This is a genomic window from Agrobacterium sp. SORGH_AS_0745 (assembly GCF_030818995.1).
In the GTDB taxonomy this organism is placed as follows: Bacteria; Pseudomonadota; Alphaproteobacteria; order Rhizobiales; family Rhizobiaceae; genus Agrobacterium; species Agrobacterium tumefaciens.
Window position 1 is genome coordinate 2,000,977 of the sequence record NZ_JAUTBI010000003.1, and the last position, 22,310, is coordinate 2,023,286.

At 58.2% G+C, this 22,310-nt stretch carries 22 protein-coding genes; 13 read left to right on the plus strand and 9 right to left on the minus strand.

Features of this window, described 5'->3' with window-relative positions; genetic code table 11:
• Positions 1 to 120 precede the first annotated feature (120 nt).
• From QE432_RS19505 to QE432_RS19515, 3 genes are all read right to left on the minus strand, one after another.
• Complete coding sequence (locus QE432_RS19505) at positions 121 to 1,200, minus strand: YcjF family protein (RefSeq protein WP_025593323.1); 1,080 nt, start codon at positions 1,198 to 1,200, stop codon at positions 121 to 123.
• The gene (locus QE432_RS19510; protein ID WP_019565517.1) at positions 1,197 to 2,675 is read right to left on the minus strand and encodes a YcjX family protein; all 1,479 of its coding nucleotides are present in this window, start codon (positions 2,673 to 2,675) and stop codon (positions 1,197 to 1,199) included. The genes QE432_RS19505 and QE432_RS19510 overlap by 4 nt, the downstream gene beginning before the upstream one ends.
• A 131-nt stretch (positions 2,676 to 2,806) precedes the next feature.
• Positions 2,807 to 3,283, minus strand: a complete 477-nt coding sequence (locus QE432_RS19515; protein WP_236742471.1) for a SixA phosphatase family protein — start codon at positions 3,281 to 3,283, stop codon at positions 2,807 to 2,809.
• Between the two features lie 301 nt (positions 3,284 to 3,584).
• Here QE432_RS19515 and dksA point away from each other — a divergent pair, with 301 nt between their 5' ends.
• Entirely contained in the window at positions 3,585 to 4,004 is a 420-nt protein-coding gene (gene dksA / locus QE432_RS19520) for an RNA polymerase-binding protein DksA (RefSeq protein WP_003512796.1), read from the plus strand.
• 128 nt (positions 4,005 to 4,132) lie between these two features.
• Here the strand turns inward: dksA and QE432_RS19525 are convergent, their stop codons facing one another.
• Complete coding sequence (locus tag QE432_RS19525; RefSeq protein WP_306625358.1) at positions 4,133 to 5,371, minus strand: flagellar biosynthetic protein FliO; 1,239 nt, start codon at positions 5,369 to 5,371, stop codon at positions 4,133 to 4,135.
• Between the two features lie 232 nt (positions 5,372 to 5,603).
• Between QE432_RS19525 and QE432_RS19530 the strand changes: the two genes are divergently transcribed.
• From QE432_RS19530 to QE432_RS19565, 8 genes are all read left to right on the plus strand, one after another.
• Complete coding sequence (locus QE432_RS19530) at positions 5,604 to 5,891, plus strand: hypothetical protein (RefSeq protein ID WP_003512806.1); 288 nt, start codon at positions 5,604 to 5,606, stop codon at positions 5,889 to 5,891.
• Between the two features lie 165 nt (positions 5,892 to 6,056).
• A complete protein-coding gene (gene cckA, locus QE432_RS19535) occupies positions 6,057 to 8,645 on the plus strand; it encodes a cell cycle histidine kinase CckA (RefSeq protein ID WP_121556551.1) in 2,589 nt (862 codons plus the stop codon).
• Positions 8,646 to 8,938: 293 nt separating this feature from the next.
• On the plus strand, positions 8,939 to 9,292 hold the full coding sequence (gene clpS, locus QE432_RS19540; protein WP_003512812.1) for an ATP-dependent Clp protease adapter ClpS: 354 nt from the start codon (positions 8,939 to 8,941) through the stop codon (positions 9,290 to 9,292).
• Positions 9,293 to 9,302: 10 nt separating this feature from the next.
• Positions 9,303 to 11,819 carry an ATP-dependent Clp protease ATP-binding subunit ClpA gene (gene clpA / locus QE432_RS19545; protein WP_013636010.1) on the plus strand — a complete coding sequence of 839 codons (2,517 nt, stop codon included), beginning with the start codon at positions 9,303 to 9,305 and terminating at the stop codon, positions 11,817 to 11,819.
• 158 nt (positions 11,820 to 11,977) lie between these two features.
• Positions 11,978 to 12,736 (plus strand): AzlC family ABC transporter permease, encoded by a 759-nt coding sequence (locus QE432_RS19550; RefSeq protein ID WP_013636011.1) that lies wholly within the window; start codon positions 11,978 to 11,980, stop codon positions 12,734 to 12,736.
• Positions 12,733 to 13,077, plus strand: coding sequence for an AzlD domain-containing protein (locus QE432_RS19555; RefSeq protein WP_306625360.1), 345 nt, complete (start codon positions 12,733 to 12,735; stop codon positions 13,075 to 13,077). The genes QE432_RS19550 and QE432_RS19555 overlap by 4 nt, the downstream gene beginning before the upstream one ends.
• Positions 13,078 to 13,145: 68 nt before the next feature.
• Positions 13,146 to 14,096 carry a phosphatase PAP2 family protein gene (locus QE432_RS19560; RefSeq protein WP_306625362.1) on the plus strand — a complete coding sequence of 317 codons (951 nt, stop codon included), beginning with the start codon at positions 13,146 to 13,148 and terminating at the stop codon, positions 14,094 to 14,096.
• A 277-nt stretch (positions 14,097 to 14,373) separates the two neighbouring features.
• Positions 14,374 to 15,324 (plus strand): phosphatase PAP2 family protein, encoded by a 951-nt coding sequence (locus QE432_RS19565; protein ID WP_306625364.1) that lies wholly within the window; start codon positions 14,374 to 14,376, stop codon positions 15,322 to 15,324.
• Here the strand turns inward: QE432_RS19565 and QE432_RS19570 are convergent.
• Entirely contained in the window at positions 15,303 to 16,193 is an 891-nt protein-coding gene (locus QE432_RS19570; RefSeq protein ID WP_306625366.1) for a LysR family transcriptional regulator, read from the minus strand. The genes QE432_RS19565 and QE432_RS19570 overlap by 22 nt on opposite strands.
• A 110-nt stretch (positions 16,194 to 16,303) precedes the next feature.
• On the opposite strand from QE432_RS19570, the gene QE432_RS19575 reads away from it, so the two are divergent.
• Positions 16,304 to 17,155, plus strand: coding sequence for an urea carboxylase-associated family protein (locus tag QE432_RS19575; RefSeq protein ID WP_025593335.1), 852 nt, complete (start codon positions 16,304 to 16,306; stop codon positions 17,153 to 17,155).
• A 176-nt stretch (positions 17,156 to 17,331) separates the two neighbouring features.
• Here QE432_RS19575 and QE432_RS19580 read toward each other — a convergent pair whose 3' ends face one another.
• From QE432_RS19580 to QE432_RS19595, 4 genes are all read right to left on the minus strand, one after another.
• On the minus strand, positions 17,332 to 17,763 hold the full coding sequence (locus tag QE432_RS19580; RefSeq protein WP_019565530.1) for an HIT family protein: 432 nt from the start codon (positions 17,761 to 17,763) through the stop codon (positions 17,332 to 17,334).
• Positions 17,764 to 17,890: 127 nt separating this feature from the next.
• Positions 17,891 to 19,090 (minus strand): GNAT family N-acetyltransferase, encoded by a 1,200-nt coding sequence (locus QE432_RS19585; protein WP_174061429.1) that lies wholly within the window; start codon positions 19,088 to 19,090, stop codon positions 17,891 to 17,893.
• Positions 19,087 to 19,827 carry a glycerophosphodiester phosphodiesterase gene (locus tag QE432_RS19590; RefSeq protein WP_306625368.1) on the minus strand — a complete coding sequence of 247 codons (741 nt, stop codon included), beginning with the start codon at positions 19,825 to 19,827 and terminating at the stop codon, positions 19,087 to 19,089. The genes QE432_RS19585 and QE432_RS19590 overlap by 4 nt, the downstream gene beginning before the upstream one ends.
• Positions 19,824 to 20,294, minus strand: coding sequence for a RidA family protein (locus tag QE432_RS19595; RefSeq protein WP_003512829.1), 471 nt, complete (start codon positions 20,292 to 20,294; stop codon positions 19,824 to 19,826). The genes QE432_RS19590 and QE432_RS19595 overlap by 4 nt, the downstream gene beginning before the upstream one ends.
• A gap of 116 nt (positions 20,295 to 20,410) precedes the next feature.
• Between QE432_RS19595 and QE432_RS19600 the strand changes: the two genes are divergently transcribed.
• From QE432_RS19600 to rpsB, 3 genes are all read left to right on the plus strand, one after another.
• Positions 20,411 to 21,253 carry a cell envelope integrity EipB family protein gene (locus QE432_RS19600; protein WP_373465167.1) on the plus strand — a complete coding sequence of 281 codons (843 nt, stop codon included), beginning with the start codon at positions 20,411 to 20,413 and terminating at the stop codon, positions 21,251 to 21,253.
• A gap of 61 nt (positions 21,254 to 21,314) precedes the next feature.
• Positions 21,315 to 21,440 (plus strand): hypothetical protein, encoded by a 126-nt coding sequence (locus QE432_RS19605; RefSeq protein WP_003512833.1) that lies wholly within the window; start codon positions 21,315 to 21,317, stop codon positions 21,438 to 21,440.
• A 6-nt stretch (positions 21,441 to 21,446) separates the two neighbouring features.
• Complete coding sequence (gene rpsB, locus QE432_RS19610; protein ID WP_003512836.1) at positions 21,447 to 22,214, plus strand: 30S ribosomal protein S2; 768 nt, start codon at positions 21,447 to 21,449, stop codon at positions 22,212 to 22,214.
• Positions 22,215 to 22,310: the final 96 nt, after the last annotated feature.

A 22,310-nucleotide genomic window follows, 5' to 3' on the forward strand; every position in this document is an offset into this window, starting at 1 on the left:
CCCGGCGAAGAAGCCTGTTCGATAAGCGGCAATCTACCGGCGGAATGGTTAATGCTTGGTTTATTTCGGCTTTATTTACAGCTTCGTCCGTAACCTTTTGAGCCGTACAAGTCCGGCTGATCAGGCTTTTTGACCGGTTTTTCCGCCACCAAGATCGGGCGTGAGGTCAGACATGAAATCACCTATGCCGGGTCGCTTTACCGCCTTGAAGGGTAGCGGGCGGCACAGATCCATCGCCGCAATGCCGATTCGCGCCGTCATCAGCCCGTTGATGACACCTTCACCCAGGCGTGCGGAGAGTTTTGAGGCAAGCCCGTGACCGAGAACCTGTTGGGCAAGCCCATCACCGACGGCGATAGAACCTGTGACCGCGAGATGGGCGACGACGTCACGCAAAAGCCTGAGCATGCCGAGCGTGCCCGGCCGGCCGCCGTAAAGTTCCGCCATGGCGCGCACCAGCCTTGTCACCTCGAAAAGCACATAAGCGAGATCGACCACGGCGCGTGGGCTGACGGCGGTAACGACGGAGACGCGTTTGGAGGAGTTGAGGATCAGCGCGCGGGCCTGCCGGTCGAGCGGCACCAGCAATTCGCGTTCGGCAAGCTCGATCAGATGCGGCCCGTCGATCACGTCGTTTTCGGTGTCCTTGAGTGCGGCGCGCCCCTTGGCCGTTTCCGCGCGGTGGGAGAGAACTGCATTGAGGCGGGTAACGATGGCGCGGGCGGGTTTCGGGCTCTTGTCGAGGCTGGCCGTCTCCGCATCGGCTTTCAGCGATTGAACGGCGTTGAGCCGCATGATGCCGAACACTTCTCGTCCGACCAGAACGAGGACGGCAAAAAGCGCAACAAGGAGCGCAATGCTCGCCGTGTAACCCAGCCAGTCGGAGCGGGAAAAGAGATTGCGGATAAGCTGATCCGCCCAGAGCCCGAAGGCCAGCGAGAACAGCACGCCGAGTGCACCAAGCGCGAGCTTGCCGAAGGAGAAGCGGCTTTTCTTTGGCACGGCCACCGGCAATGCGGCGGCATCCGTCTCTTCAGGTGCTAAAAATGGATCATCCTCATCGGGCGTGAGGGAAATCTCGGTGTCGAAGCTGCGCGGTGCGCGTTTTTGCGCGACGGTTGGCCGTGCCGTTTCTTCGGTTTCGAGCGTGAAAGCCGCCGGGCGGCGTGCCTGCGGATCGTTTGGTGTGGGAGCCTTCATGCGAGCTTGTCTCCAAACAGGAACTGCATGGCACGGTCGAGCCTTATGTGGGGAACGGAAAGCCGGATGCCGCCGCTGCCCGGTTCATCGATATTGGGGGGGCGGAAACGCACGACATTGACGTCCGGCAACGTCGCCTTGTCGCCATCCCTGTCGATGCTGCGGAAAAGCGGCTCCGGGTCTTCGGGCAGGTCGCCGGGAAAGATCGCCGTTTTACGGTTGCCGTCAAATATCTCGCCGTTGATGGTTTCACCCGCCATCGGCGTGCCGACGATGACCGGAAGCTCGTGACCGTCCTGTCTCACGCTTGCTTCCCGCGTAGCGCGCACGGAAGCCAGCGCCATGACCTCGATGCCGGCACCATTCATGCCGATGGTGGTGATGGCGCGGTCCACCAGACGGCGGGTTAGCCGTTCCAGCCGGTCGTGGCTTTCATGATGCAGGTGGTCGGCCTTGGTAGCGGCAATCAAAACCTTGTCGATGCGCCGGCCCAGCAGCGATGACAAAAGACTGTTGGTGCCAGGGCGGAAACAGGCGAGAACATCGCCCAGCGCCCGTTCCAGATCCTGCACCGCCTCGGGGCCGCGATTGACCGCCTGAAGAGTGTCGATCAGCACGATCTGCCGGTCGAGGCGGGCGAAATGTTCGCGGAAGAAGGGTTTCACAACGATTGCCTTGTAGGCGTCGTAGCGCCGCTCCATCATGGCGCGCAGCGACCCCTTTGGTGCCTTGTCGTCTGTCAGGCCCGGCAGGGGCGCAAAGGTCAGCGCCGGTGATCCTTCCAGATCCCCCGGCATCAGCAGACGGCCCGGCGGCAAGGTGGAGAGCGACCGCTCGTCGGATTTGCAGGCCTTCAGATAGGCGGCGAAGCTTTCCGCGAGGCGTCGCGCCGTCATCTCGTCGGCGGGCGCATTGATGTCGAGCGAGGAGGCTATTGCCAACCATTCCTGCGCGAGTTCGGCGCGGATGCCATTTTGCGCCAGCGCGACGGTGCTGTCGCTGAAGCTCTTGTAGTCCTGCGAAAGCAGCGGCAGGTCGAGCAGCCATTCGCCGGGATAATCGACGATATCGATGGAGAGCTTGCCCGCGGAAAACCAACGGCCCCAACCGCTGGCGCTCTGGTAGTCGAGCGTGATCCGCAGTTCAGAGATTGCCCGTGTCGAGTCCGGCCAGAGCCTGTCGCGTACCAGAGCTTGAATATGGTCCTCATACTGAAACCGGGGAATGGCATCGTCCGGTTGCGGCTCCAGACGCACATTCGAGACGCGCCCGGAACGCATGGCCTCAAACAGCGGCAGACGACCGCCATTCAGAAGATTGTGGACGAGCGAGGAGATGAAAACCGTCTTGCCCGCCCGCGAAAGACCAGTGACGCCAAGCCGCAATGTCGGATTTGTAAGGGTGCTCGCACGGTCGGCCAGATTGTCGAATGCAATGAGCGCACTGTCTGTCAGGGACGTAAGAGAAGGCGGCAATGGCAGTTTCCCAGCTATTTTTCACGGTCACAGCTGCAATATAGGAAGGGGCGGTTGCCCAAAAAAGAAGCGCGCCAATGGATTTTCAACGGGTCCGGCTTCGGCAACGCATTGGTCGCACGCTGCTGCTGCTATTTTCCGGGCGACAGAAAATCGACCAGTCGCCAGCGATTTTTACCATTCCCGGCACTGTCGTCGTGATCGAGAACCGCAAGACCCGATGTCGGAAAACCGGAGGGCAGGGCGGCATGCAGCAGGTCCTCGCCTATCATCGCCTCCAGCGTCGCCTCCATTGTGGGGTTGTGCCCGACCAGCATCACGGACTGTGCGTCCGTTTGCGCGGCGATGAGAGAAAGATAGGTTTCGCTGCGCGCATTGTACATTTCGTCGATATAGACGATGTCGATGCCCTCGTTGAAGGCCCGCTGCCAGGCCTGCGTGGTCTGCCGGCAGCGCGTGGCCGTGGAGGACAAGAGCACGTCCGGGCGGTAGCGCCGGTCGGCGGCAAGGTCGGCGATGATCTCCGCCTCGGCAAAACCGGCCTCGTTCAATCCCCGGTCGAAATCGCGTTCTCCCGGTGCCGCCCAGGCGGCCTTGGCGTGGCGCAAAAGATACACTCGGCTCGGAGAAGATGCTGTCAAGGGCGGGGACCGACGTTCGAATGGGAGGCAATGGAGGAATGCTACAGGATAGGGTTGCATGACCGCAAGTCCTCTTTCCTGTTGGTAAGTCGCGTTTAAGTGATTTAAGAAGAGATCGCTTGAATACGAATAAAGGATAAAAATTAGTCATTTAGATGATTTTTGTGTCAGTTTTAAAAATGCCTGAAAACTGATCTGTAGACTTGAATCAGCCTATATCATTGGAGTATACACCGCCGCATTGAGATGTTCTTCGAGGAGAATCGCGTTGAGTGAGAAGATCGATCTTAGCAAATATGTGCTCTCGGAAGACGACGAGTTCATGAATGCAAACCAGCGTGCCTACTTCCGCGCGAAGCTGGTGGCCTGGAGAAACGACATCCTGAGAGAAGCGCGCGAGACCCTCGGACATCTCGCCGAAGAAAGCGCCAACCATCCCGACCTAGCCGATCGGGCATCTTCGGAAACTGACCGGGCGATCGAACTTCGCGCCCGTGACCGCCAGCGTAAGTTGATCTCCAAGATCGACTCTGCCCTTCAGCGGATTGATGACGGCACTTACGGTTACTGTGAAGAAACGGGTGAGCCTATTGGCCTCAAGCGCCTCGACGCACGACCGATAGCGACCCTGTCCATCGAGGCGCAGGAACGTCACGAGCGTCGTGAAAAAGTCTATCGCGACGAATAAGGCGCAGCGTTGTTCCGGGCGCTTCGGCGAGCCGGCCAATGAACAGAACCAAAATGACAAAGGGCACGGATTTGTTTCCGCGCCCTTTTTTTGTTTTGAATGTCTGTCTGCCGACAGATGTGAACCTGTCAGCGGTCGCGGGTAACGGAAAGTTCGCCGAAAATACGCGCCATTTCCTTCTGCATGTCGCCATCCGGCGTTGCACCGGTAACAGGCGGCGAGACGGGTTCGGTTTTTGGCTTTTCCGCAGCAGCGGCGACTGCCTGTTCGCTATCCACATCTTTGCTCTTGGCGATCTCCGCCTCAAGAAAGCTTTCGAAATCGCTGGCAAGGTCATCGGAGAATTTCGGCTCGGCGTTAGCGGAGACGACGGGCGGATTTTCAGGCTTTGGCGCAAAGGGCGCAGGCGCATCTTGCCCCGGTTTCAGGCCGGGTAGAACGCGCTCGCGCGCGGCATCCAGAAAATCTGCGGCATTCGTTTGGTCGACGACCGGTTCGCGCGCGGCAAAAACCGGCGGGGCAACGACCGTCGGCCGTTCTTCAGGAACCGTTGCCTGGACAGGCGGTGCGGGCGGCGCCGAGGGTAGAGGAGCCGGCACGAAGGGATCAGGGCGGCGCTGTTCCGGTCGCTCGGCGGGCATGTCGAGTGATGCGGCGGCGAGAGGCAGAACAGCGGCGGCCGGTGCCGCAATGACCGATGCCGGTGGTGGCGCAGGACGAGTAGTATCCCTTTCCGGGGCGGCTGGTCTTACCGGTGCAACGGGCTCGCGTGCAGTCATGGGCGTGGATACCGGTTGCGGCGGCGTAGACGGACGTGGTGGCAGCGATGCGGCCGGTGCAGGGGTGGGTGCTGGACGAGCAGCCGGGGCGGGCGGTTCCGGCCGCTGCGGCTGCTTTACGGGTTCTTCCGGCAAGGAGGCTGGAGATGCCGCTGCGATTGGCTGCTGTGGCAAAGCTGGGCGGCTTTCGCGAGGGATCGGCGGTTCAGCCCTTTTTGGTTCGCTGTCCTGACGCGGCAGCGCCTTGAGTTCCGCTTCCTGCGGTTCGCGCACTTCCCTGACGATTGGGATCGCGCCGATACCACTCTCGATGACGATATCGGTTGGACCGCCGATCATGACAAGATGCTCGACATTGTCGCGGCGCACCAGCACCAGACGGCGCCGGGCGTCCACCGCCGTCGCATCGAGAACCTGCAAGCGCGGCTGCCGGTTGCGACCGCCACGGATGAACGGGGCCGCCCCGCCGCGCCTGCGCAGTATCCAGAGAACAATTGCCAGAACAAGCAGGGCGAGACCGACACCGACGACGGCGACGATGAGATTGTTTCCATAGGTGCCGATAAAATCTTCCATCATGGAGATCATCCCTTCAGATTTTTTCGTGCAATTAATATTGCCGTGGTTCTTATAATGTGAACGCCAAGCAGGAAAAGACGATTTTTTTAAGCGTGATACAAGGTTTATTCATTTCGTCCCCAGGATCACTTCATAGGATCGTCTCATCAGCCGGCCGGGCGCCACCCAAGCGTCATATCTTTCCCTTCAATGCCGGGGAGCAATGAAGGTTGCAATTCTCTCTTCGAAGGAGCGATTGTAAATGCTTGCGAAATTGCTCGTTGACGGGTTTCCGGTAAGAGTTTTTATTTTTGTTGTTTTATTTGGATTGCCGGGATTTGTTTTTCCCGCTCAGGCCGCGACGGCGGATGACAAGGCGTCCGAAAATCCTGCGAACATGATTGAGTTCGTAAGAGACAATCCATCCTGTATCGATTTCACGGATGGATGCTCGGTTTGCACGCTAGCGGATGGCAATATCGTATGCTCCGCGCCGCGCATTCAATGCCAGGTTAAAGCGCTGACCTGCAGCCGCAAAATAGGCTTCTGAGGCATTTGCGCCTCTTTAGGGCCGTTTCTCTGTGCGATTTTAAGCCTTTGTGGTGCAGCGGAGCTTTTTGACGGTCAAGCGAGTTGCTACAAGAAATTCTACTGCCCGATTCCGTCGAGGAAATAGGGCTGACCGAATGACGACCTGCAGGACTGCGAGGCCAAGATGACACGGGTGCGCGAGACAAGCGACAACGACCTTCCGCTGGTGGACAGGCGTGCCCGTTCCGGCACGGTTCTGCGGATTCTGCTGCTGGCGCTGGTGCTCATCGCTGCCGCTGCTGCTTTCGTCTATTTCAAGGATTCGCTGGAAAACGAAATCGTGCTCGGCATTCTCGGCGTGCTAGCGATGATGGGTATCTTTTTTCTGGTGTCGTCGATCATCGGTTTCATCGAGGTCATGCCGCAGTCGCAATCGGACGGGCTGGCCCGCCGTTTCCTGTCGGCACACCCGGACGGCACACTGATTACCGATGCCAAGGGGCATATGGTCTACGCCAACGCCACCTATTGCCGGATGAGCGGCACCACGAAGGCGAGCGATATCCAGAGCCTGGAGACGCTGCTCTCGCGCAGCCGGGAATCGACCGAGGCGCTCTATCGCCTCATCAATGTTTTGCGGGAGGGGCGTGACGGTTACGAGGAGTTCCGTCTGCTCAAGCCGCTCGGGGAGGGCACTTCCGGCGGGCCGCACTGGTACCGACTGAAAGGTCGGGTGCTGAAGGATGCGGGCGGCGAGGCGCTGCACGTCTTCCAGATTGCCGATATCACGCCTGAGCGGGAAGATCAGGAACGCTTCTTCCGCGAATTGCAGAACGCCATCGATTATCTCGACCACGCGCCGGCCGGTTTCTTTTCCGCAGGTCGCAAGGGTGAGATTGTTTATCTGAACGCCACCCTGTCCGAATGGCTCGGCATCGATCTTGCGCAATTTTCGCCCGGTTCAATGACTGTGTCGGACATCGTCGCCGGCGAGGGTATGGCGCTGATCGAATCCGTCCATCCCCAGGGTTCAGCCAAGCGCACCGAGATTCTCGATCTCGACATGCGCCGGGTCAACGGCCAGAGCATGCCGGCCCGCCTCGTGCATCAGGTTACCTCGAAGGACGGCGCGCCCGGCGAAAGCCGGACGATTGTTCTGATGCGTCCGAAAGGGCAGGAGGATACGGAATCCTCGTCCGCCATGCGCTTCACGCGTTTCTTCAACAACACGCCGATGGCGATTGCCTCGCTCGACGGCGAAGGCCGCATTCTTCGTATCAACGCGCCATTCCTCAAGCTATTCTCCGGCGTCGTCGGGCGTGACGATATTGATCGCGGTGTTGCCCTCGAAGCCATCATCCACGACAATGAGAAACCCAGGCTTGAGCAGGCGCTGGCCGAGGCGAAGGACCGGCAGGGCGATATCGCCCCGTTCGATTCCCGCCATCCGAGCGACGAGGGCCGCCATTTCCGTTTCTACGTCAATGCCGTCATCGATCAGGACGACGAGGCGCCCGAAGAGGTGGCAATCGTTTATGCGATCGAGGTGACGGAGCAGAAGGCGCTCGAAACCCAGATGGCGCAGACGCAGAAGATGAACGCCGTCGGCACGCTGGCAGGCGGCATTGCCCACGATTTCAACAATGTGCTAACTGCGATCCTGTTGTCATCAGACCATCTGCTGTTGCAGGCCCGGCCCGCAGACCCGAGCTTCGCCGACCTGATGGAGATCAAGCGCAACGCCAACCGCGCGGCGGTGCTGGTGCGACAGCTTCTCGCTTTCTCGCGCAAACAGACGATGCGCCCGGCGATCCTCAACCTGACCGACGTTATCGGCGACCTGCGCATGCTGGTAGACCGGTTGATTTCCGGCACCAATGTCAAGTTGGAAGTGGATTACGGCCGCGATCTCTGGCCGGTGAAGACCGACCTGTCGCAATTTGAGCAGGTGCTGATCAATCTTTGCGTCAACGCGCGCGATGCCATGCCCGATGGCGGCAAGATCACCATCCGCACGCGCAATGTGGATGCGGATGAAGCCGCAGCGCTCGGTCGGCCGGAAGTCCCGGCGGAAGACATGGTCATGGTGGAAGTCGCCGATAACGGAACCGGCATTCCGCCGGAGATCATGGACAAAATCTTCGAGCCGTTCTTCACCACCAAGGATGTCGGCAAGGGCACCGGTCTCGGCCTGTCGATGGTCTATGGCATCGTGAAGCAGTCCGGCGGTTACATCTATCCCGAATCGGAAGTGGGCAAAGGCACTGCGTTCCGCATCTATTTGCCGCGTCACGTGGTGGAAGTGGTGCACGTTCCGGGCCAGCAGCCCGGTGAAGCGGCACTCGCCCCTGTGGCTCTGCCCGAACCGGTGAAGGAAGAGCCGCTGGATCTGACCGGCAACTCCGCCGTCGTCCTTCTGGTGGAGGACGAGGAGGCAGTGCGGCGCGGCGGCAAGCGCATGCTGGAAACCCGTGGTTACACCGTTCATGAGGCGGGTTCGGGTGTCGAGGCGCTGGAGGTGATGGAAGAGCTGGAAGGCAAGGTCGATATCGTCGTGTCGGACGTCGTTATGCCCGAGATGGACGGTCCTTCACTCCTGAGGGAATTGCGCAAATCCTATCCCGACCTGAAATTCATCTTCGTTTCTGGTTATGCCGAGGACGCGTTTGCGAAAAACCTTCCGGCGGATGCCAAGTTCGGCTTCCTGCCAAAACCTTTCTCGCTGAAACAGCTGGCGATCGCCGTTCGCGAAATGCTCGACAACAAGGAATGACGGCGGATGGCGCGGGCGTGAGATTGGGTCCGCTGTTGCTCGCGATTCCCTTGCAGGCGCTTGGCGTCAAGGCTGAAACCACGTCAGGAAAGCCGGATAGCACCGCGCTTTCCCGCAGTGCTATCGCAAGCCCCCTGTTTTTCCCAAGGTTTGCCTCTTCGCAAACGCAATAGTGATTGCACCGTTTCACAGGGGGCTTAAAATCCGATCTTAACGACCTAGATATGTAGAGGCGAAGTTCTCCCTCCTGGTGATGACTGCCGGTTTGAGAACGGTTTGGAGAATGATGAAAGATGATCGCTGAGCCGATCTACATGCAGGGCGAGGGCGACGGGGAAGACGGCGGTACGAACCGCGGAACGTCCGTTATAACCCGCGTCAAGCCAAAGACGAAAAGACCGAATTTGTACCGTGTTCTTTTACTGAATGACGATTACACTCCAATGGAGTTCGTCATTCATATTCTGGAGCGTTTTTTCCAGAAGGATCGCGAAGCGGCGACCCGCATCATGCTGCACGTGCACCAGCACGGCGTAGGAGAATGTGGGGTGTTTACATATGAGGTCGCAGAGACGAAAGTAAGCCAGGTCATGGATTTCGCCCGACAGCACCAGCATCCGCTGCAATGCGTCATGGAAAAGAAATGAGGATCGCAACGTGCCAACTTTTTCCCCAAGTCTCGAGAAGGCGCTGCACCAGGCACTGACCTTTGCAAATGAGCGTCACCACGAATATGCGACGCTGGAACATCTCCTTCTGGCGCTGATCGACGACGCGGATGCCGCTGCCGTGATGGGCGCCTGTAATGTCGATCTCGATGCGCTGCGCAAGACTGTCAGCGATTACGTCGACAACGAACTGACCAACCTCGTGACCGGTTATGACGAGGATTCCAAGCCCACATCTGGCTTCCAGCGGGTTATCCAGCGGGCTGTCATTCATGTTCAGTCGTCCGGCCGCGAGGAAGTGACCGGAGCGAACGTGCTTGTGGCCATTTTCGCCGAGCGCGAAAGCCATGCTGCCTATTTCCTGCAGGAGCAGGAAATGACCCGTTACGATGCGGTCAATTATATCTCCCACGGCATCGGCAAGCGTCCGGGCACGTCGCAGACCCGCGCTCCGCGTGGCGCAGACGAGCCGGAGGCCGACCCCAAGGCTGCACGCAGCAATCCCGAGGAAGAAGGCTCATCCGCCAAGAAACAGCAGGATGCGCTGAAGGCCTATTGCGTCAACCTCAATGAAAAGGCGAAAAACGGCAAGATCGACCCGTTGATCGGCCGTCATGAGGAAGTCAACCGCACCATCCAGATCCTCTGCCGCCGCTCCAAGAACAACCCGCTGTATGTGGGCGATCCGGGCGTGGGCAAGACGGCGATCGCCGAAGGTTTGGCCAAGCGTATTGTTGAGGGCAAGGTGCCTGAAGCGCTGGCCAATGACACGATCTTCTCGCTCGACATGGGCACTCTTCTGGCCGGAACCCGCTATCGTGGTGATTTCGAGGAACGCCTGAAGCAGGTCGTCAAGGAGCTCGAGGAATATCCCGGCGCAGTCCTGTTCATCGACGAAATCCACACGGTCATCGGTGCGGGTGCGACGTCCGGCGGCGCAATGGATGCATCGAATCTGTTGAAGCCCGCTCTGTCGTCAGGCGCGATCCGCTGCATCGGTTCGACCACCTACAAGGAATATCGCCAGTTCTTCGAAAAGGACCGTGCGCTGGTACGTCGATTCCAGAAGATCGACGTTAACGAGCCATCGATCGATGATGCTATCGCGATCATGAAGGGCCTGAAGCCCTACTTCGAGGATTATCATCACCTCAGATATTCCAACGAAGCGATCAAGGCTGCTGTCGAATTGTCGGCCCGCTACATTTCCGACCGCAAGCTGCCGGACAAGGCGATCGACGTAATCGACGAGACCGGTGCGGCGCAGATGTTGCTGCCGGCGTCCAAGCGTCGCAAGCTGATCACGGAACGGGAAATCGAAGCAACCATCGCGACGATGGCCCGCATTCCGCCGAAGACCGTTTCCAAGGATGACGAGATGGTTCTCGCCAACCTCGAAAAGGAACTGCGCTCGGTCGTTTATGGTCAGGACATCGCCATCGAGGCGCTGGCCACCGCCATCAAGCTGGCACGCGCCGGTTTGCGCGAACCGAACAAGCCGATCGGCTCATATGTCTTCTCCGGCCCGACCGGCGTGGGCAAGACCGAAGTGGCCAAGCAGCTCGCCGCCTCGCTTGGTGTCGAGATGCTGCGGTTCGACATGTCGGAATATATGGAGCGCCATACTGTCTCGCGTCTGCTCGGTGCGCCTCCCGGTTATGTCGGCTTCGACCAGGGCGGTCTCTTGACCGATGGCGTCGATCAGCATCCGCATTCCGTGGTGTTGCTGGACGAAATCGAGAAGGCCCATCCGGACATCTACAACATCCTGTTGCAGGTAATGGACCATGGCTCGCTGACCGACCATAACGGCAAGAAGATCGACTTCCGCAACGTCATCCTCATCATGACGACCAATGCGGGTGCTTCCGAAATGGCAAAATCGGCCATCGGTTTCGGTTCTTCGCGACGCACGGGTGAGGATGAAGAGGCGATCAACCGCCTGTTCACACCGGAATTCCGCAACCGTCTGGATGCGATCATTCCGTTCTCGCCGCTGCCGACTGCCGTTATCCACAAGGTGGTACAGAAGTTCGTCATGCAGCTCGAGACCCAGCTCTCCGAGCGGAATGTCACCTTCGATCTGCACGAAGACGCGATCTCCTGGCTGGCGGAAAAGGGTTACGACGAGAAGATGGGCGCTCGCCCGCTGTCGCGCGTGATCCAGGAACACATCAAGAAGCCGCTCGCCAACGAAATCCTCTTTGGCAAGCTCAAGAAGGGCGGTGTCGTCAGCGTCACCGTCGGCAAGAAGGACGATGGTTCCGACGGCCTCAAGCTCGAGGTTCTGCCGGAAACAGCGCCGGTAAAGCCGAAGCCGGAAGCAGAGCTCAATGCTGCCAAGTCTCCGGGCAAGGCGTCTAAGGCCAAGGCGAAGCCCGCCTCGAAGGCAGCGATTGCCAATGAGGAAGCGGATGTTCTGGTTGCCGAGGCGAGCAAGCCCGACGAGGAGAGCAAGCCGCGCCGCAAGGCGAATACGGTGCCGAAGGTGCCGAAGAAGAAATGATAACGGTCTTCCGACCGACAAACGGTGCCGGGCGAAAGCCCGGCATTTTCATGCCTGAAGCGCGTCGCATTTTACCGGATTCGTGAAACGCGCTTTATTTTTCTCATCATTCCGAAACCGCTGCGCACTTTCGGACGACATGCATTAGTGGACCAGCAATGCAATCAGCAGACAGCGATACCATCCCCCTGCGCGGCTGGTTTTTCAGGGGAATGCGGGGCATATTCTCGCTGCCCTCGCTCATTCTCATGACATCCTTCGTCGGTTTCAGCGCCTTCGCGCTGGAATCGGGCGTTCAACGTGGGGAAGCGGTGTTTATGACGCTGGTTATCTGGGCTTTGCCGGCCAAGATGATCCTGATCGGCTCGATGGTCGGCGGCGCCAATCTTGCCGCGTGTTTTCTGGCGGTGACGCTGTCATCGGTGCGAATGATGCCCATGGTTGCCTCCATCGTTCCAGAGATGCGTGGCGCAAAAACGCCGACATGGATTTTGTTGTTCCTCTCCCACTTCGTGGCGATCACCGCTTGGGTCTTCGCCACGCAAAACCTTTCCAAGATACCGCGCGAAGCACGGGCTGCGTGGTTTGCCGGTTTCGGCATTACCCTTACCGTCGTCAACGCTATCATTGTCGGCCTTTGTTACGGCGTCGTCGCGGCTTTTCCACCGCTTGTCGCAGGCGTGCTGTTTTTTCTGACGCCTGTCTATTTCATAGCGTCGATCTGGGCGACCGCCCGCCATTCCGTCGTCAAGGTCGCCTTCATCATCGGTGTGATCGCGGGGCCGGTCTTTGCGGTAATCGCGCCGGAATTCGACATTCTCTATGCCGGGATCGGTGGCGGGACGGTGGCTTATCTGATCGACCGTTTCGTCTTTCGTCGAAAGATCATTCCCGTCTCACCGGAGAGCGAACCATGATGACCGAACAGTGGTGGGCGCCCTACCTCTTCATCGCCATTGCCGGCTGGCTGGCGACCGATCTCTGGCGCTGGCTCGGCGTGCTCGCCGGCAACCGGCTGAAGGAGGATTCCGAGGCGCTATACTGGGTGAGGGCAGTCGCCACCGCGCTCGTGATGGCCGTCACCGCCAAGCTGATCGTCTTTCCAACCGGAACGCTTGAAGCTTCACCGCTATGGCTACGCATCGGCGCGGCAGCACTCGGTTTCACAGCGTTCCTGGTCGCCGGCCAACGCGTCATTGTCGGCGTAGCCGTGCCTATCGCACTTTTGGCAGCCGGGTTGTTTGTGCTTGGCTTTTAGTACTCGTCTTATCCGAATATTAATGCCAAGGACCTAGATTTCCGCTGAAGGGGTCTGGGGTAAATTCTATGAAGTTATTTATAGCAGAACGTTTTGTACTGAATGTAATTTTTATATTATTTATTGTCGATGTTGCATTGATTATGACGAAGGGCATTGAGGTTGACTATACCGGATATTCTATGTGCCTGGTGGCGGGTACCGGGGTTTTTCTTCTTGGCCAGTTCTACCGGATAAGCGAGCGTGATCTTCGCATAGCGGCTGCACTTGTTTCCGCTGGGCTGTTCATCCTTTTTTCGCTGGCGGGCTCTGTGTTTAACTACATGTTCCTGCCGGTTCAGTTTCCGGCGATCGATCCCCTGTTGTTGAGCGTGGATGCCGCGCTCGGCTATAACTGGCGGGATGTTGTCATCTGGGCTGCTACCCAACCGTGGATCGGCAAAACCTTGTTTTTTGTCTATGCGACGTCGCTGCCGCAACTGCTGTTGATCGTCATCATGCTGGGTTTTACCGGCAAGGATCGGATGCTGCACCATTTTCTGGTAACGGGGGTGCTTGGCGCTCTCGCCAGCATCGTCTTTTGGATATTTTTTCCAACCTACGGCGCTAAAGCCTATCTGGATCTGCCGCAATGGGTCACCGAGACAATTCCAATGGCGGTCGATCCTGCCTATGGACAGGAACTGATGCGATTGGGGCAGGAAGGCGTAAGCTATCTCACCCCTAAAAACGTGTTGGGATTGATCGGTTTCCCGTCGTTTCACATCTTCATGGCGGCGATGTCCGTCTGGTTCGTTCCGCGTCACTGGCTGGTGATGGCGGTGATTTTGCCGCTAAATCTTTTGATGCTGCCTGCCGTTCTCGTTCAGGGCGGACATCATCTCTCGGATATTTTTGGCGGCCTCTTCGCTTTTGTTATCGTTTGCGCAGCCTCGAGCCGTCTGCTCAACTGGCTGTCGGCAAAGGAACGGGCCGGCAAGGCGGCAGCAGTTCCTGCCCAAGTCTTCGCGGCGGAATAATCGCCCCGGTTTTCGTACTCGCGCGCCTCCGCAACAAGCCGGTCCGACAGAAGCCGGGGCGATGTGGTCATCTCGTGGAGGCATCGCTACTGTGGCTGCACATCGGAGCGGCGACATTCGGTTTCATCGCATTCCTGGCGACCGGCAATCGCTTTATCGCCGGCGTGGCCGCGCCGATCTGGCTCCCGGCCGGTGGGTTGTTTATAATACTTTCATTATATGAATATTAAGCTAAATACCCTACTGTGCCGTCGATTGGAACCGGGGCGGCTATTCCATGCGACTATTTGCGGCAGAGCGTTTTGTACTTGGCTTTATCACCATCTTATTCGTTATCGATACGGTACTGATCGCTGTCAAAGGCATCGCGGTTGACTACGCCGGATATTTATTATGCGGATCGATGGGCGCCGGCGTTTTTATTCTCGGTCAGTTCTATCGCAAAAGCGGGCGTGATCTTCGCATAGCTGCCGCGCTAATCGCAGGCGGACTGTTCATTCTTTTTACGCTTGTCGCGTCCGTCTTTAACTACATGTTCCTGCCTGTCGCGTTCCCAGCAATCGATCATGTGCTTTTCCGTGTGGATGCAGCCTTCGGTTATAGTTGGATGGGCATCGTCACTTGGGCGGCGACACATCCGTGGATCGGAACGATCCTGTTTTTCGTTTATGCGACGTCGTTGCCGCAGCTTCTGGTGATCGTTATTACGCTTGGTTTTACAGGCAAGGAGCGGATGTTGCACCACTTCCTTGTGACGGGAGTGCTGGGCGCTTTTGCAAGTATAATCTTCTGGATATTTTTCCCGTCATTTGGACCATCCGCCTATGTGCAACTGCCGCAATGGGTTTCTCAGACCATCCCCTTGGCTGTTGATAATGCGTACGGGCAGGAGTTGAACCGCCTGATAACGGAAGGGGTTGTTCACCTTTCGCCCAAAAACGTGCTGGGGCTAATCGGTTTCCCTTCGTTTCATATCTTAATGGCGGCGATGTCCGTCTGGTTCGTTCCACGTCACTGGTTGGTGATGGCGGTGATCTTGCCGATCAATATCTTGATGTTGCCCGCTGTTCTCGTTCAAGGCGGTCATCATCTGTCTGATATTTTCGGCGGTCTCGTCGCGTTTGCAATCGTCTGTGCAGCTTCATCCTGGCTGCTCAAGTGGCTTTCGGTAAGGGAAAGAAACGGAGAGAAGGCTCGCGCTTCGACTCAAGTCGTCGCGGCGGAGTAATCGCCCCGGTTTCCGCTCTCGCGCGCCTCATCGACAAGCCAGTCCGACAGGAGTCGGGCCGATGCGGTCATCTCTTCTGCTTCAATCAACCAGTAATATTTGTCCGCATCGGCCGCCCGATCGAAAAGCACGGTCAATTGACCGTCGGCGATTTCGTCGCGAAGAAGCGCTGTCGGGCAAAGGCCGATGCCGTGTCCCGCCTTGAGAGCGGTCACGAGCAGATTGAAGTCGGCAAAGATTGGGCCAGTGCCCTGGAACAGGGATAGGCCAGCAGTCGCCAGCCAGTCCCGCCATGCCGTCTCGGTGGCGTCATGCAGCAATTCAGCCCGCCGCAGGCTTGAGACATCGTCGAACGGACCGGACTTCGTGGCGTAAGCGGGTGCGCATGTCGGGCGCGTCTCGGCACTGAAAAGCGCCACGGCTTTGTGCGCACGGCGTGGGCCGTGGGTGATGCTGAGATCGGGCTGCGTGGTCTCATTCCTGCCGGAATAGCTGATTGACACCTGTATGTCTGGATAGAGCGCGCGGAAACGGGGCAGGCGGGGTGTAAGAAAATGCGCAACTACTGAAGGCAGGCTCGCCAGACGAACGGTGATGCGGTTTCGGCCCCGGCTGATCCGTTCCGCACCGGAAGCGATCTGCCCCAAGCCGGCCGAAACCGTCATGCCGAATTCCTGACCCGCCGGCGTCAGTCTCACGCCTCTCGCATGGCGCTCGAAAAGCGGCGCGCCGAGCCATGTTTCCAGATTGCGCACATGCTGGCTTACGGCCGTCGCCGTCATGCCGAGTTCCTGCGCGGCCAGGGAAAAACTTGTCCTTCTGGCCGCAGCTTCAAACGCGCGGAGGGTGGCGAGCGGTGGCAGTTTCATGATGCTGCGAGGCTAAGTCAGACTTGGTCTGAGCGCAAGAAAAACCCGTCTTGTCATCACGCCATTCATGCCGCAATTTCGCGTCACATTTTCATCCATCCGAGGATTTCATGACCCCCGTGTCCGCCGCCGAACCCATTGATGCCGCCGCGCGCCGCGCCGTCCGTCCCGTCGTCGTTTATCCGAACGGCACACTTCAGACACCGGACCTGGCGCGTCTTGAACAGGCTAAAAAAGCCATGGTGAAGATAGACGAAGTCATCGTGCCACCGCGCGAGGGCGGCACTTTCAATGTTCCGAAGGGACACTTTTTCCGCATCGTCAGCACCGAAGGCCCACAGGTTGGGGATTTGAACCTCTGGAATGCCCATGATCTGACGGAGCGCTTTTTCAGCGGCAAAACCCGCGCCCTGCATGCGACCCATGTTTCTGTAGGCAACCGCCTGTGGAGCAATCTGCCGTCCCTGCGGCCGATGGCGACCATCACCCATGATACTTTGTCATGGTATGGCTGGGATGAAGATGGCGGTGGCGTGCATGATGTGATCGGTACCCGGTGCGATCCCTATACCAACAAACTGTTGAGCGGCGGCGACTATCACCATTGCTGCCATTCGAACCTCACCAATGCGCTCGCCGCGGCCAAAGGCCTGTCATTCGGCGAGGCGGAACCGCATGTACACGATGTTCTGAACGTCTTCATGTGCACGGGTTTCACCCGCGATACGCATCAGTATTTCATGAAGGCAAGCCCGGTGCGGCCGGGCGACTATCTGGAACTCTTCGCGGAAATTGATCTCATCGGCGCGCTCTCCGCTTGCCCCGGCGGCGATTGTGGTGCCAGCCATTCGAGCGACGCGGTTCCGTGCTATCCCCTGAAGGTGGAGATATTCCGGCCGGATATGGCGGTGCTTGAAGGCTGGCCCTGGCCGGAGAGGAATGCCTACCGTCCCGTGGAATGATGATAAGCACCACGGTCGTCATGCCAGACTAGATCCGGCAACCAGCCAAGGCGCGTCTGCGCCGAGAGGAGTATTGCGCGATCAAGGACTGGATCGCGCCGCACCCCGGATAAGCTCCGGGGTGACGGTGTGCGGATGACGCCATTCTGCCAAACGCGTGGGCGTCTTGGCAAACATCACGAGGCAAGTGCCGCCTTTATCTTTTCCGCATGGGCCTTCAGCACTTCGCCATCGGCCATAGCGCCGGAATGCGGCTTCAGCGGTTCGCCTTCCTTGCGCGGAATGACGTGGAAATGCAGGTGGAACACGGTCTGGCCGGCTGCCGGTTCGTTGAACTGGGCGATAAAGACGCCATCAGCGTCGAAGGCTTCCTTTGCTGCGACTGCCAGTTTCTGCACCACGGCAATGGTCTTTGCCAGCACTTGCGGGTCGGCATCGAGCAGATTGCGCGAGCCGGTTTTCGGAACGACCAGAAGATGGCCGGGTGCCTGCGGCATCACATCCATGAAAGCCAGCGTATGCTCGTCTTCATAGAGCTTGTGGCTCGGAATTTCGCCGCGTAGGATTTTCGCGAAGATATTGTTGTCATCATAGGCGCTGGCGGTCATCGGTGGTCTCTCCTCGTAACGGACTAAAGCATGTCGCCTAAAAGCGTGTAGCGGTTTTGCGGATAACGACATGCGACGAAACAAAGGCATAAAGCGTAGGCAGCGAATCTGAAAGATCGCGACAGCTTTATGCATCCGGCTCGTGTTCCTGTCGCTCACCCTTGCGGAAGGGCGTGTGGTCTTCCAGATAGTCGCCAATATGTTCGACCTCTTCACGCTCGCGCTGAAGATAATCGGCAATCGCGCGGCGCAGACCCGGATGGACGATGAAATGCGCTGAATGGGTGGTGACCGGCACGTAACCGCGCGCCAGCTTGTGCTCACCCTGCGCACCCGCCTCCACCCGCTTCAAACCCTTCGACAGCGCGAAATCGATCGCCTGATGGTAACAGACCTCGAAATGCAGGAAGGGATGATCCTCGATACAGCCCCAGTGTCGGCCGTAAAGCGCATCCGAGCCAATGAAATTGATTGCACCGGCGATATAGCGTCCCTCGCGTCTGGCCATGACCAGCAGAACGTCATCAGGCATGCGCTCGCCGATCAGCGAATAGAATTCCCGCGTCAGATAGGGCCGTCCCCATTTGCGGCTGCCGGTATCCATGTAGAAGGCGAAGAACTGGTCCCAGATCTCCTCTGTCAGGTCGCTTCCGGTCAACCAGTCGATCTCGATGCCGTTTTCCAGCGCTGCCCGACGTTCCTTTTTCAGCCCCTTGCGCTTGCGCGATGAAAGGGCATCAAGAAAATCGTTGTGGTCGCGATAGCCGTCATTGATGAAGTGGAACTGCTGATCGGTCCTGTGCAGGAAGTCCCGGGGCAGAAGCGCGGATAGGTCGGCGTCTTCCAGAAACGTGACATGCGCGGAAGAAACGCCGATCTTTTCCGTCACCTGGACAAGGCCGGACGCAAGAAGCGGTTTGAAGCGCGTCTCGTCTTCGGTTTCGGATACCAGCAGCCGCGGCCCGCTCGCCGGCGTAAACGGCACCGAACATTGCAGCTTCGGATAATAATGGCCGCCGGCTCGCTCAAAGGCATCCGCCCAGCCATGGTCGAAGACATATTCGCCCTTGCTGTGGTTCTTCAGATAGGCCGGAACGGCTCCGACAAGTTCGCCCGACCCGTTTTCGAGAAGCAGATGGTGCCCAAGCCATCCGGTCTTGGCAGTGGCCGATCCGGAATCTTCCATCGAGGATAGAAATGCGTGGGAAATGAAAGGATTGTATGGTTTTCCTGACACATTGCGTGATGTTCCGGAAAGCCGTTTCCAGCTGTCCGGATCGATATCCCTCAGGGATTGCGCAACGCGTATGGAATAGTCTTCTGTCATGCCGTGGCGGAGGGGTTCTCTCTCGGGTCGAAACCTTCGAATGTCATCTGGTCCGCATATTTATAGGTAGTCTCGCGCGCATTTTCATCCCTGACAGTCCAGGTAATCACGGGAAGCCCAAGTTTTCTTTGCGCCTCGATGAAACTGTTGGGCAAATGACCCCAATGATAGGAGATGAAATCAACACCGATCTGCATCGCCTCGTCGTGTTTGAAGAAGTCTTCCGGCTTGGCGCCTTCGGCGGTAAGGCCGAGCGGCCAGGGCGAGCCTGCAGCCTTCAGGTCTCTGAGGAGGTGATGGTCGAAGCTCATCAGCGCCACCTGGCCCTTGTAGCCATCGAGATCTTCCAGCACCGCTTCGGCAAACCCGTCATCGACGCCTTCGCCCTGACGTCCTTTCAGTTCGATCACCAGCGGCACCTTGCCGGCGCATAACGTCAGAAGTTGTTTCAGCGTCGGTATGCGGTCCTTGGTCTGACCGACCGAAAGCAGAGACAATTCACTGGCGGTATGTTCTCGCACGTCGCCCTTGATACCCGTCAGCCGGGCCATGTCGTCGTCGTGAAAAATCACAGGCACGCTATCGGCGGCCAGCTGCACGTCGCATTCGATGGCAAAACCAGCGTCGATGGCGCGCGAAAATGCGGATAGCGTGTTTTCCCATACCGCCTTGTTCAGGTCATGATAACCGCGATGGGCGACGGGCTGGGCGGTAAGCCAGGAAAGTTTAAGGGTCATACGTCGATTTCCACGATCGCGTCGATCTCGACGGCGGCATTGAAGGGCAGGCAGGCCATGCCGACGGCGGCGCGGGCATGCTTGCCGGCATCACCCAGAACATTGGCGAGCAGATTGGAGGCGCCGTTAATGACGAGATGCTGTTCAACGAACTCCGGAACCGAGGCAACGAAGCCGTTCAGCTTGAGGATACGACGGATTTTCGAGAGGTCGCCGTTCAAGGCAGCCTTGACCTGTGCGAGAATGTTGACGGCGCATAATTCGGCGGCGCGCTGGGCGGTTGCAACATCAACATCGCGGCCAACGAGGCCCGTCACCGCAATCTTGCCTGATTCCATCGGCAGTTGACCCGATACATAAAGAAGATTGCCGCTGATGGTGAACGGAACGTAGTTTGCGGCAGGTGCTGCCGCTACGGGAAGAGTAAAGCCCAGTTCCTTGAGGCGGCCTTCGATGACATCAGACATTTTCGTCTCCGGTTTTGTTGTAAATCCTTCAAGAATCCGGCATTCAGAAGATGTTGATCCAAAAGCCGGGCGGTTGCTTGTACAATATGAGCAGCGAGTCCAACAGGAGATATTGAATGTTTGTCAGGACGCTTGGTTTCGTTGCCGCCACAGGGCTCATGACCGGCCTGTCGAACGGTGCCAATGCCTTGCCCGTCACGGTTCCGGACCTCATCGCCCATCGCGCCGTCTACGATCTCGAACTCAAGGACGCGACGGATCGTTCCGGTATCGAGGGCATGACGGGCCGCATGGTCTATGAATTCACCGGCTCTGCCTGTCAGGGTTACAAGACGGATTTCCGTTTCGTGACACAGATCAACACCGGCGACGCGGTCCGCATGACCGACCAGCAGACGACGACCTTCGAGGACCTGGCGGCCAGGAAGTTCACCTTCGAGACCAAGTCCTACACCGACGACAAGCTGGACAAGGAAGTGCAGGGCGCTGCGATCGACAACAAAGAGGGTGTGAAGGTTGATCTGACCCGCCCGGACCCCCGTCAGATCGATCTCGTCGCCAGCGAATTTCCGACCGAGCACATGTTTCAGGTCATTGAAAACGCCAAGCAGGGAAAGCGCATCTTCGAATCCCGTATTTTCGACGGCTCGGATGACGGCGATGAAAGCCTGATCACTTCCACGCTGGTCGGCAAGGCGCAGATGCCGAAGGACGGCGATGCCGAGGCTGGCAAGGCGGGCGAATTCGGCAAAGCCGCGTTCTGGCCGGTGACGATCGCTTATTACAACGACAAGACCGGCTCCGACGCCCTGCCGATCTACCGCATGTCGTTCAAGCTTTACGATAACGGAATCACCCGCGATCTGACGATGGATTACGGCGATTTCGTTCTGACCGGCAAGCTCGCGAAGCTTGATATCCTCAAGCCGGAAACCTGCGAAAACAAGCCGGTTCGCTAAAAGACGGACCGTTTGCGTGGTTTTTTCGCAGAAATGCTTGCTTTTTATCTGAGGCGACTGTATGCGCCTCACCATTCCACACGCGAAGCTTGGGATGTTCCGGGAGAAATCCGGTCCGTTCCGCCCGGTGGTGTCGATGAAAATCGGCGCTGTTCGCTTCGCGGGGGTTAAACCGGAAAAGGAGTAACTAGGCATGGCATTGCCCGATTTTTCTATGCGTCAGCTTCTGGAAGCTGGTGTTCACTTTGGTCACCAGACGCATCGCTGGAACCCGAAGATGAAGCCGTACATCTTCGGCGACCGTAACAACATCCACATCATCGACCTGGCTCAGACCGTTCCGATGCTGTCGCGCGCCCTTCAGGTCGTGTCCGACACCGTTGCTCGTGGCGGCCGCGTTCTATTCGTCGGCACCAAGCGTCAGGCGTCTGAAATCATCGCCGACAGCGCAAAGCGTTCGGCCCAGTATTACGTCAACTCCCGCTGGCTCGGCGGCATGATGACCAACTGGAAGACGATCTCCAACTCGATCCAGCGTCTGCGCAAGGTTGACGAGATTCTGAACTCGGAAGGCACCGGCTATTCCAAGAAAGAGCGTCTGACCCTCGAGCGCGAACGCGAAAAGCTTGAAAAGGCTCTCGGCGGTATCCGCGATATGGGCGGCGTTCCGGACCTGATGTTCATCATCGACACCAACAAAGAAAAGATCGCGATCGAAGAAGCCAAGCGTCTTGGCATTCCGGTCGTTGCGATCATCGACTCCAACTGCGATCCGGATCACATCGACTACCCGATCCCGGGTAACGACGACGCATCGCGCGCCATCTCGCTCTATTGCGACCTGATCGCCCGCGCCGCCATCGACGGCATCCTGCGTCAGCAGGGTTCGTCCGGCCGCGACATCGGCGCTTCGGAAGAAGCTCCGATCGAGCCCGCGCTCGAAGACGAGGCTGGCGCCTGATATAGGCCCTGTCTGGCGGCGATTTCGTGTCGCCGTCTCCTCGACCAGGATATGACAAGGCCGTCAAAGACCTTAAATGGGTTGACGGCCTTGTTC

What these genes read in the sequence shown, in the direction of transcription:
- QE432_RS19505 (WP_025593323.1), bottom strand. Translation starts at nt 1,200, where the DNA reads ATGAAGGCTCCCACACCAAACGATCCGCAGGCACGCCGCCCGGCGGCT.
- QE432_RS19525 (WP_306625358.1), bottom strand. Translation starts at nt 5,371, where the DNA reads ATGATCTCCATGATGGAAGATTTTATCGGCACCTATGGAAACAATCTC.
- QE432_RS19530 (WP_003512806.1), top strand. Translation starts at nt 5,604, where the DNA reads ATGCTTGCGAAATTGCTCGTTGACGGGTTTCCGGTAAGAGTTTTTATT.
- cckA (WP_121556551.1), top strand. Translation starts at nt 6,057, where the DNA reads ATGACACGGGTGCGCGAGACAAGCGACAACGACCTTCCGCTGGTGGAC.
- clpS (WP_003512812.1), top strand. Translation starts at nt 8,939, where the DNA reads ATGATCGCTGAGCCGATCTACATGCAGGGCGAGGGCGACGGGGAAGAC.
- QE432_RS19550 (WP_013636011.1), top strand. Translation starts at nt 11,978, where the DNA reads ATGCAATCAGCAGACAGCGATACCATCCCCCTGCGCGGCTGGTTTTTC.
- QE432_RS19555 (WP_306625360.1), top strand. Translation starts at nt 12,733, where the DNA reads ATGATGACCGAACAGTGGTGGGCGCCCTACCTCTTCATCGCCATTGCC.
- QE432_RS19560 (WP_306625362.1), top strand. Translation starts at nt 13,146, where the DNA reads ATGAAGTTATTTATAGCAGAACGTTTTGTACTGAATGTAATTTTTATA.
- QE432_RS19565 (WP_306625364.1), top strand. Translation starts at nt 14,374, where the DNA reads ATGCGACTATTTGCGGCAGAGCGTTTTGTACTTGGCTTTATCACCATC.
- QE432_RS19570 (WP_306625366.1), bottom strand. Translation starts at nt 16,193, where the DNA reads ATGAAACTGCCACCGCTCGCCACCCTCCGCGCGTTTGAAGCTGCGGCC.
- QE432_RS19575 (WP_025593335.1), top strand. Translation starts at nt 16,304, where the DNA reads ATGACCCCCGTGTCCGCCGCCGAACCCATTGATGCCGCCGCGCGCCGC.
- QE432_RS19580 (WP_019565530.1), bottom strand. Translation starts at nt 17,763, where the DNA reads ATGACCGCCAGCGCCTATGATGACAACAATATCTTCGCGAAAATCCTA.
- QE432_RS19585 (WP_174061429.1), bottom strand. Translation starts at nt 19,090, where the DNA reads ATGACAGAAGACTATTCCATACGCGTTGCGCAATCCCTGAGGGATATC.
- QE432_RS19590 (WP_306625368.1), bottom strand. Translation starts at nt 19,827, where the DNA reads ATGACCCTTAAACTTTCCTGGCTTACCGCCCAGCCCGTCGCCCATCGC.
- QE432_RS19595 (WP_003512829.1), bottom strand. Translation starts at nt 20,294, where the DNA reads ATGTCTGATGTCATCGAAGGCCGCCTCAAGGAACTGGGCTTTACTCTT.
- QE432_RS19600 (WP_373465167.1), top strand. Translation starts at nt 20,411, where the DNA reads ATGTTTGTCAGGACGCTTGGTTTCGTTGCCGCCACAGGGCTCATGACC.
- QE432_RS19605 (WP_003512833.1), top strand. Translation starts at nt 21,315, where the DNA reads ATGCGCCTCACCATTCCACACGCGAAGCTTGGGATGTTCCGGGAGAAA.
- rpsB (WP_003512836.1), top strand. Translation starts at nt 21,447, where the DNA reads ATGGCATTGCCCGATTTTTCTATGCGTCAGCTTCTGGAAGCTGGTGTT.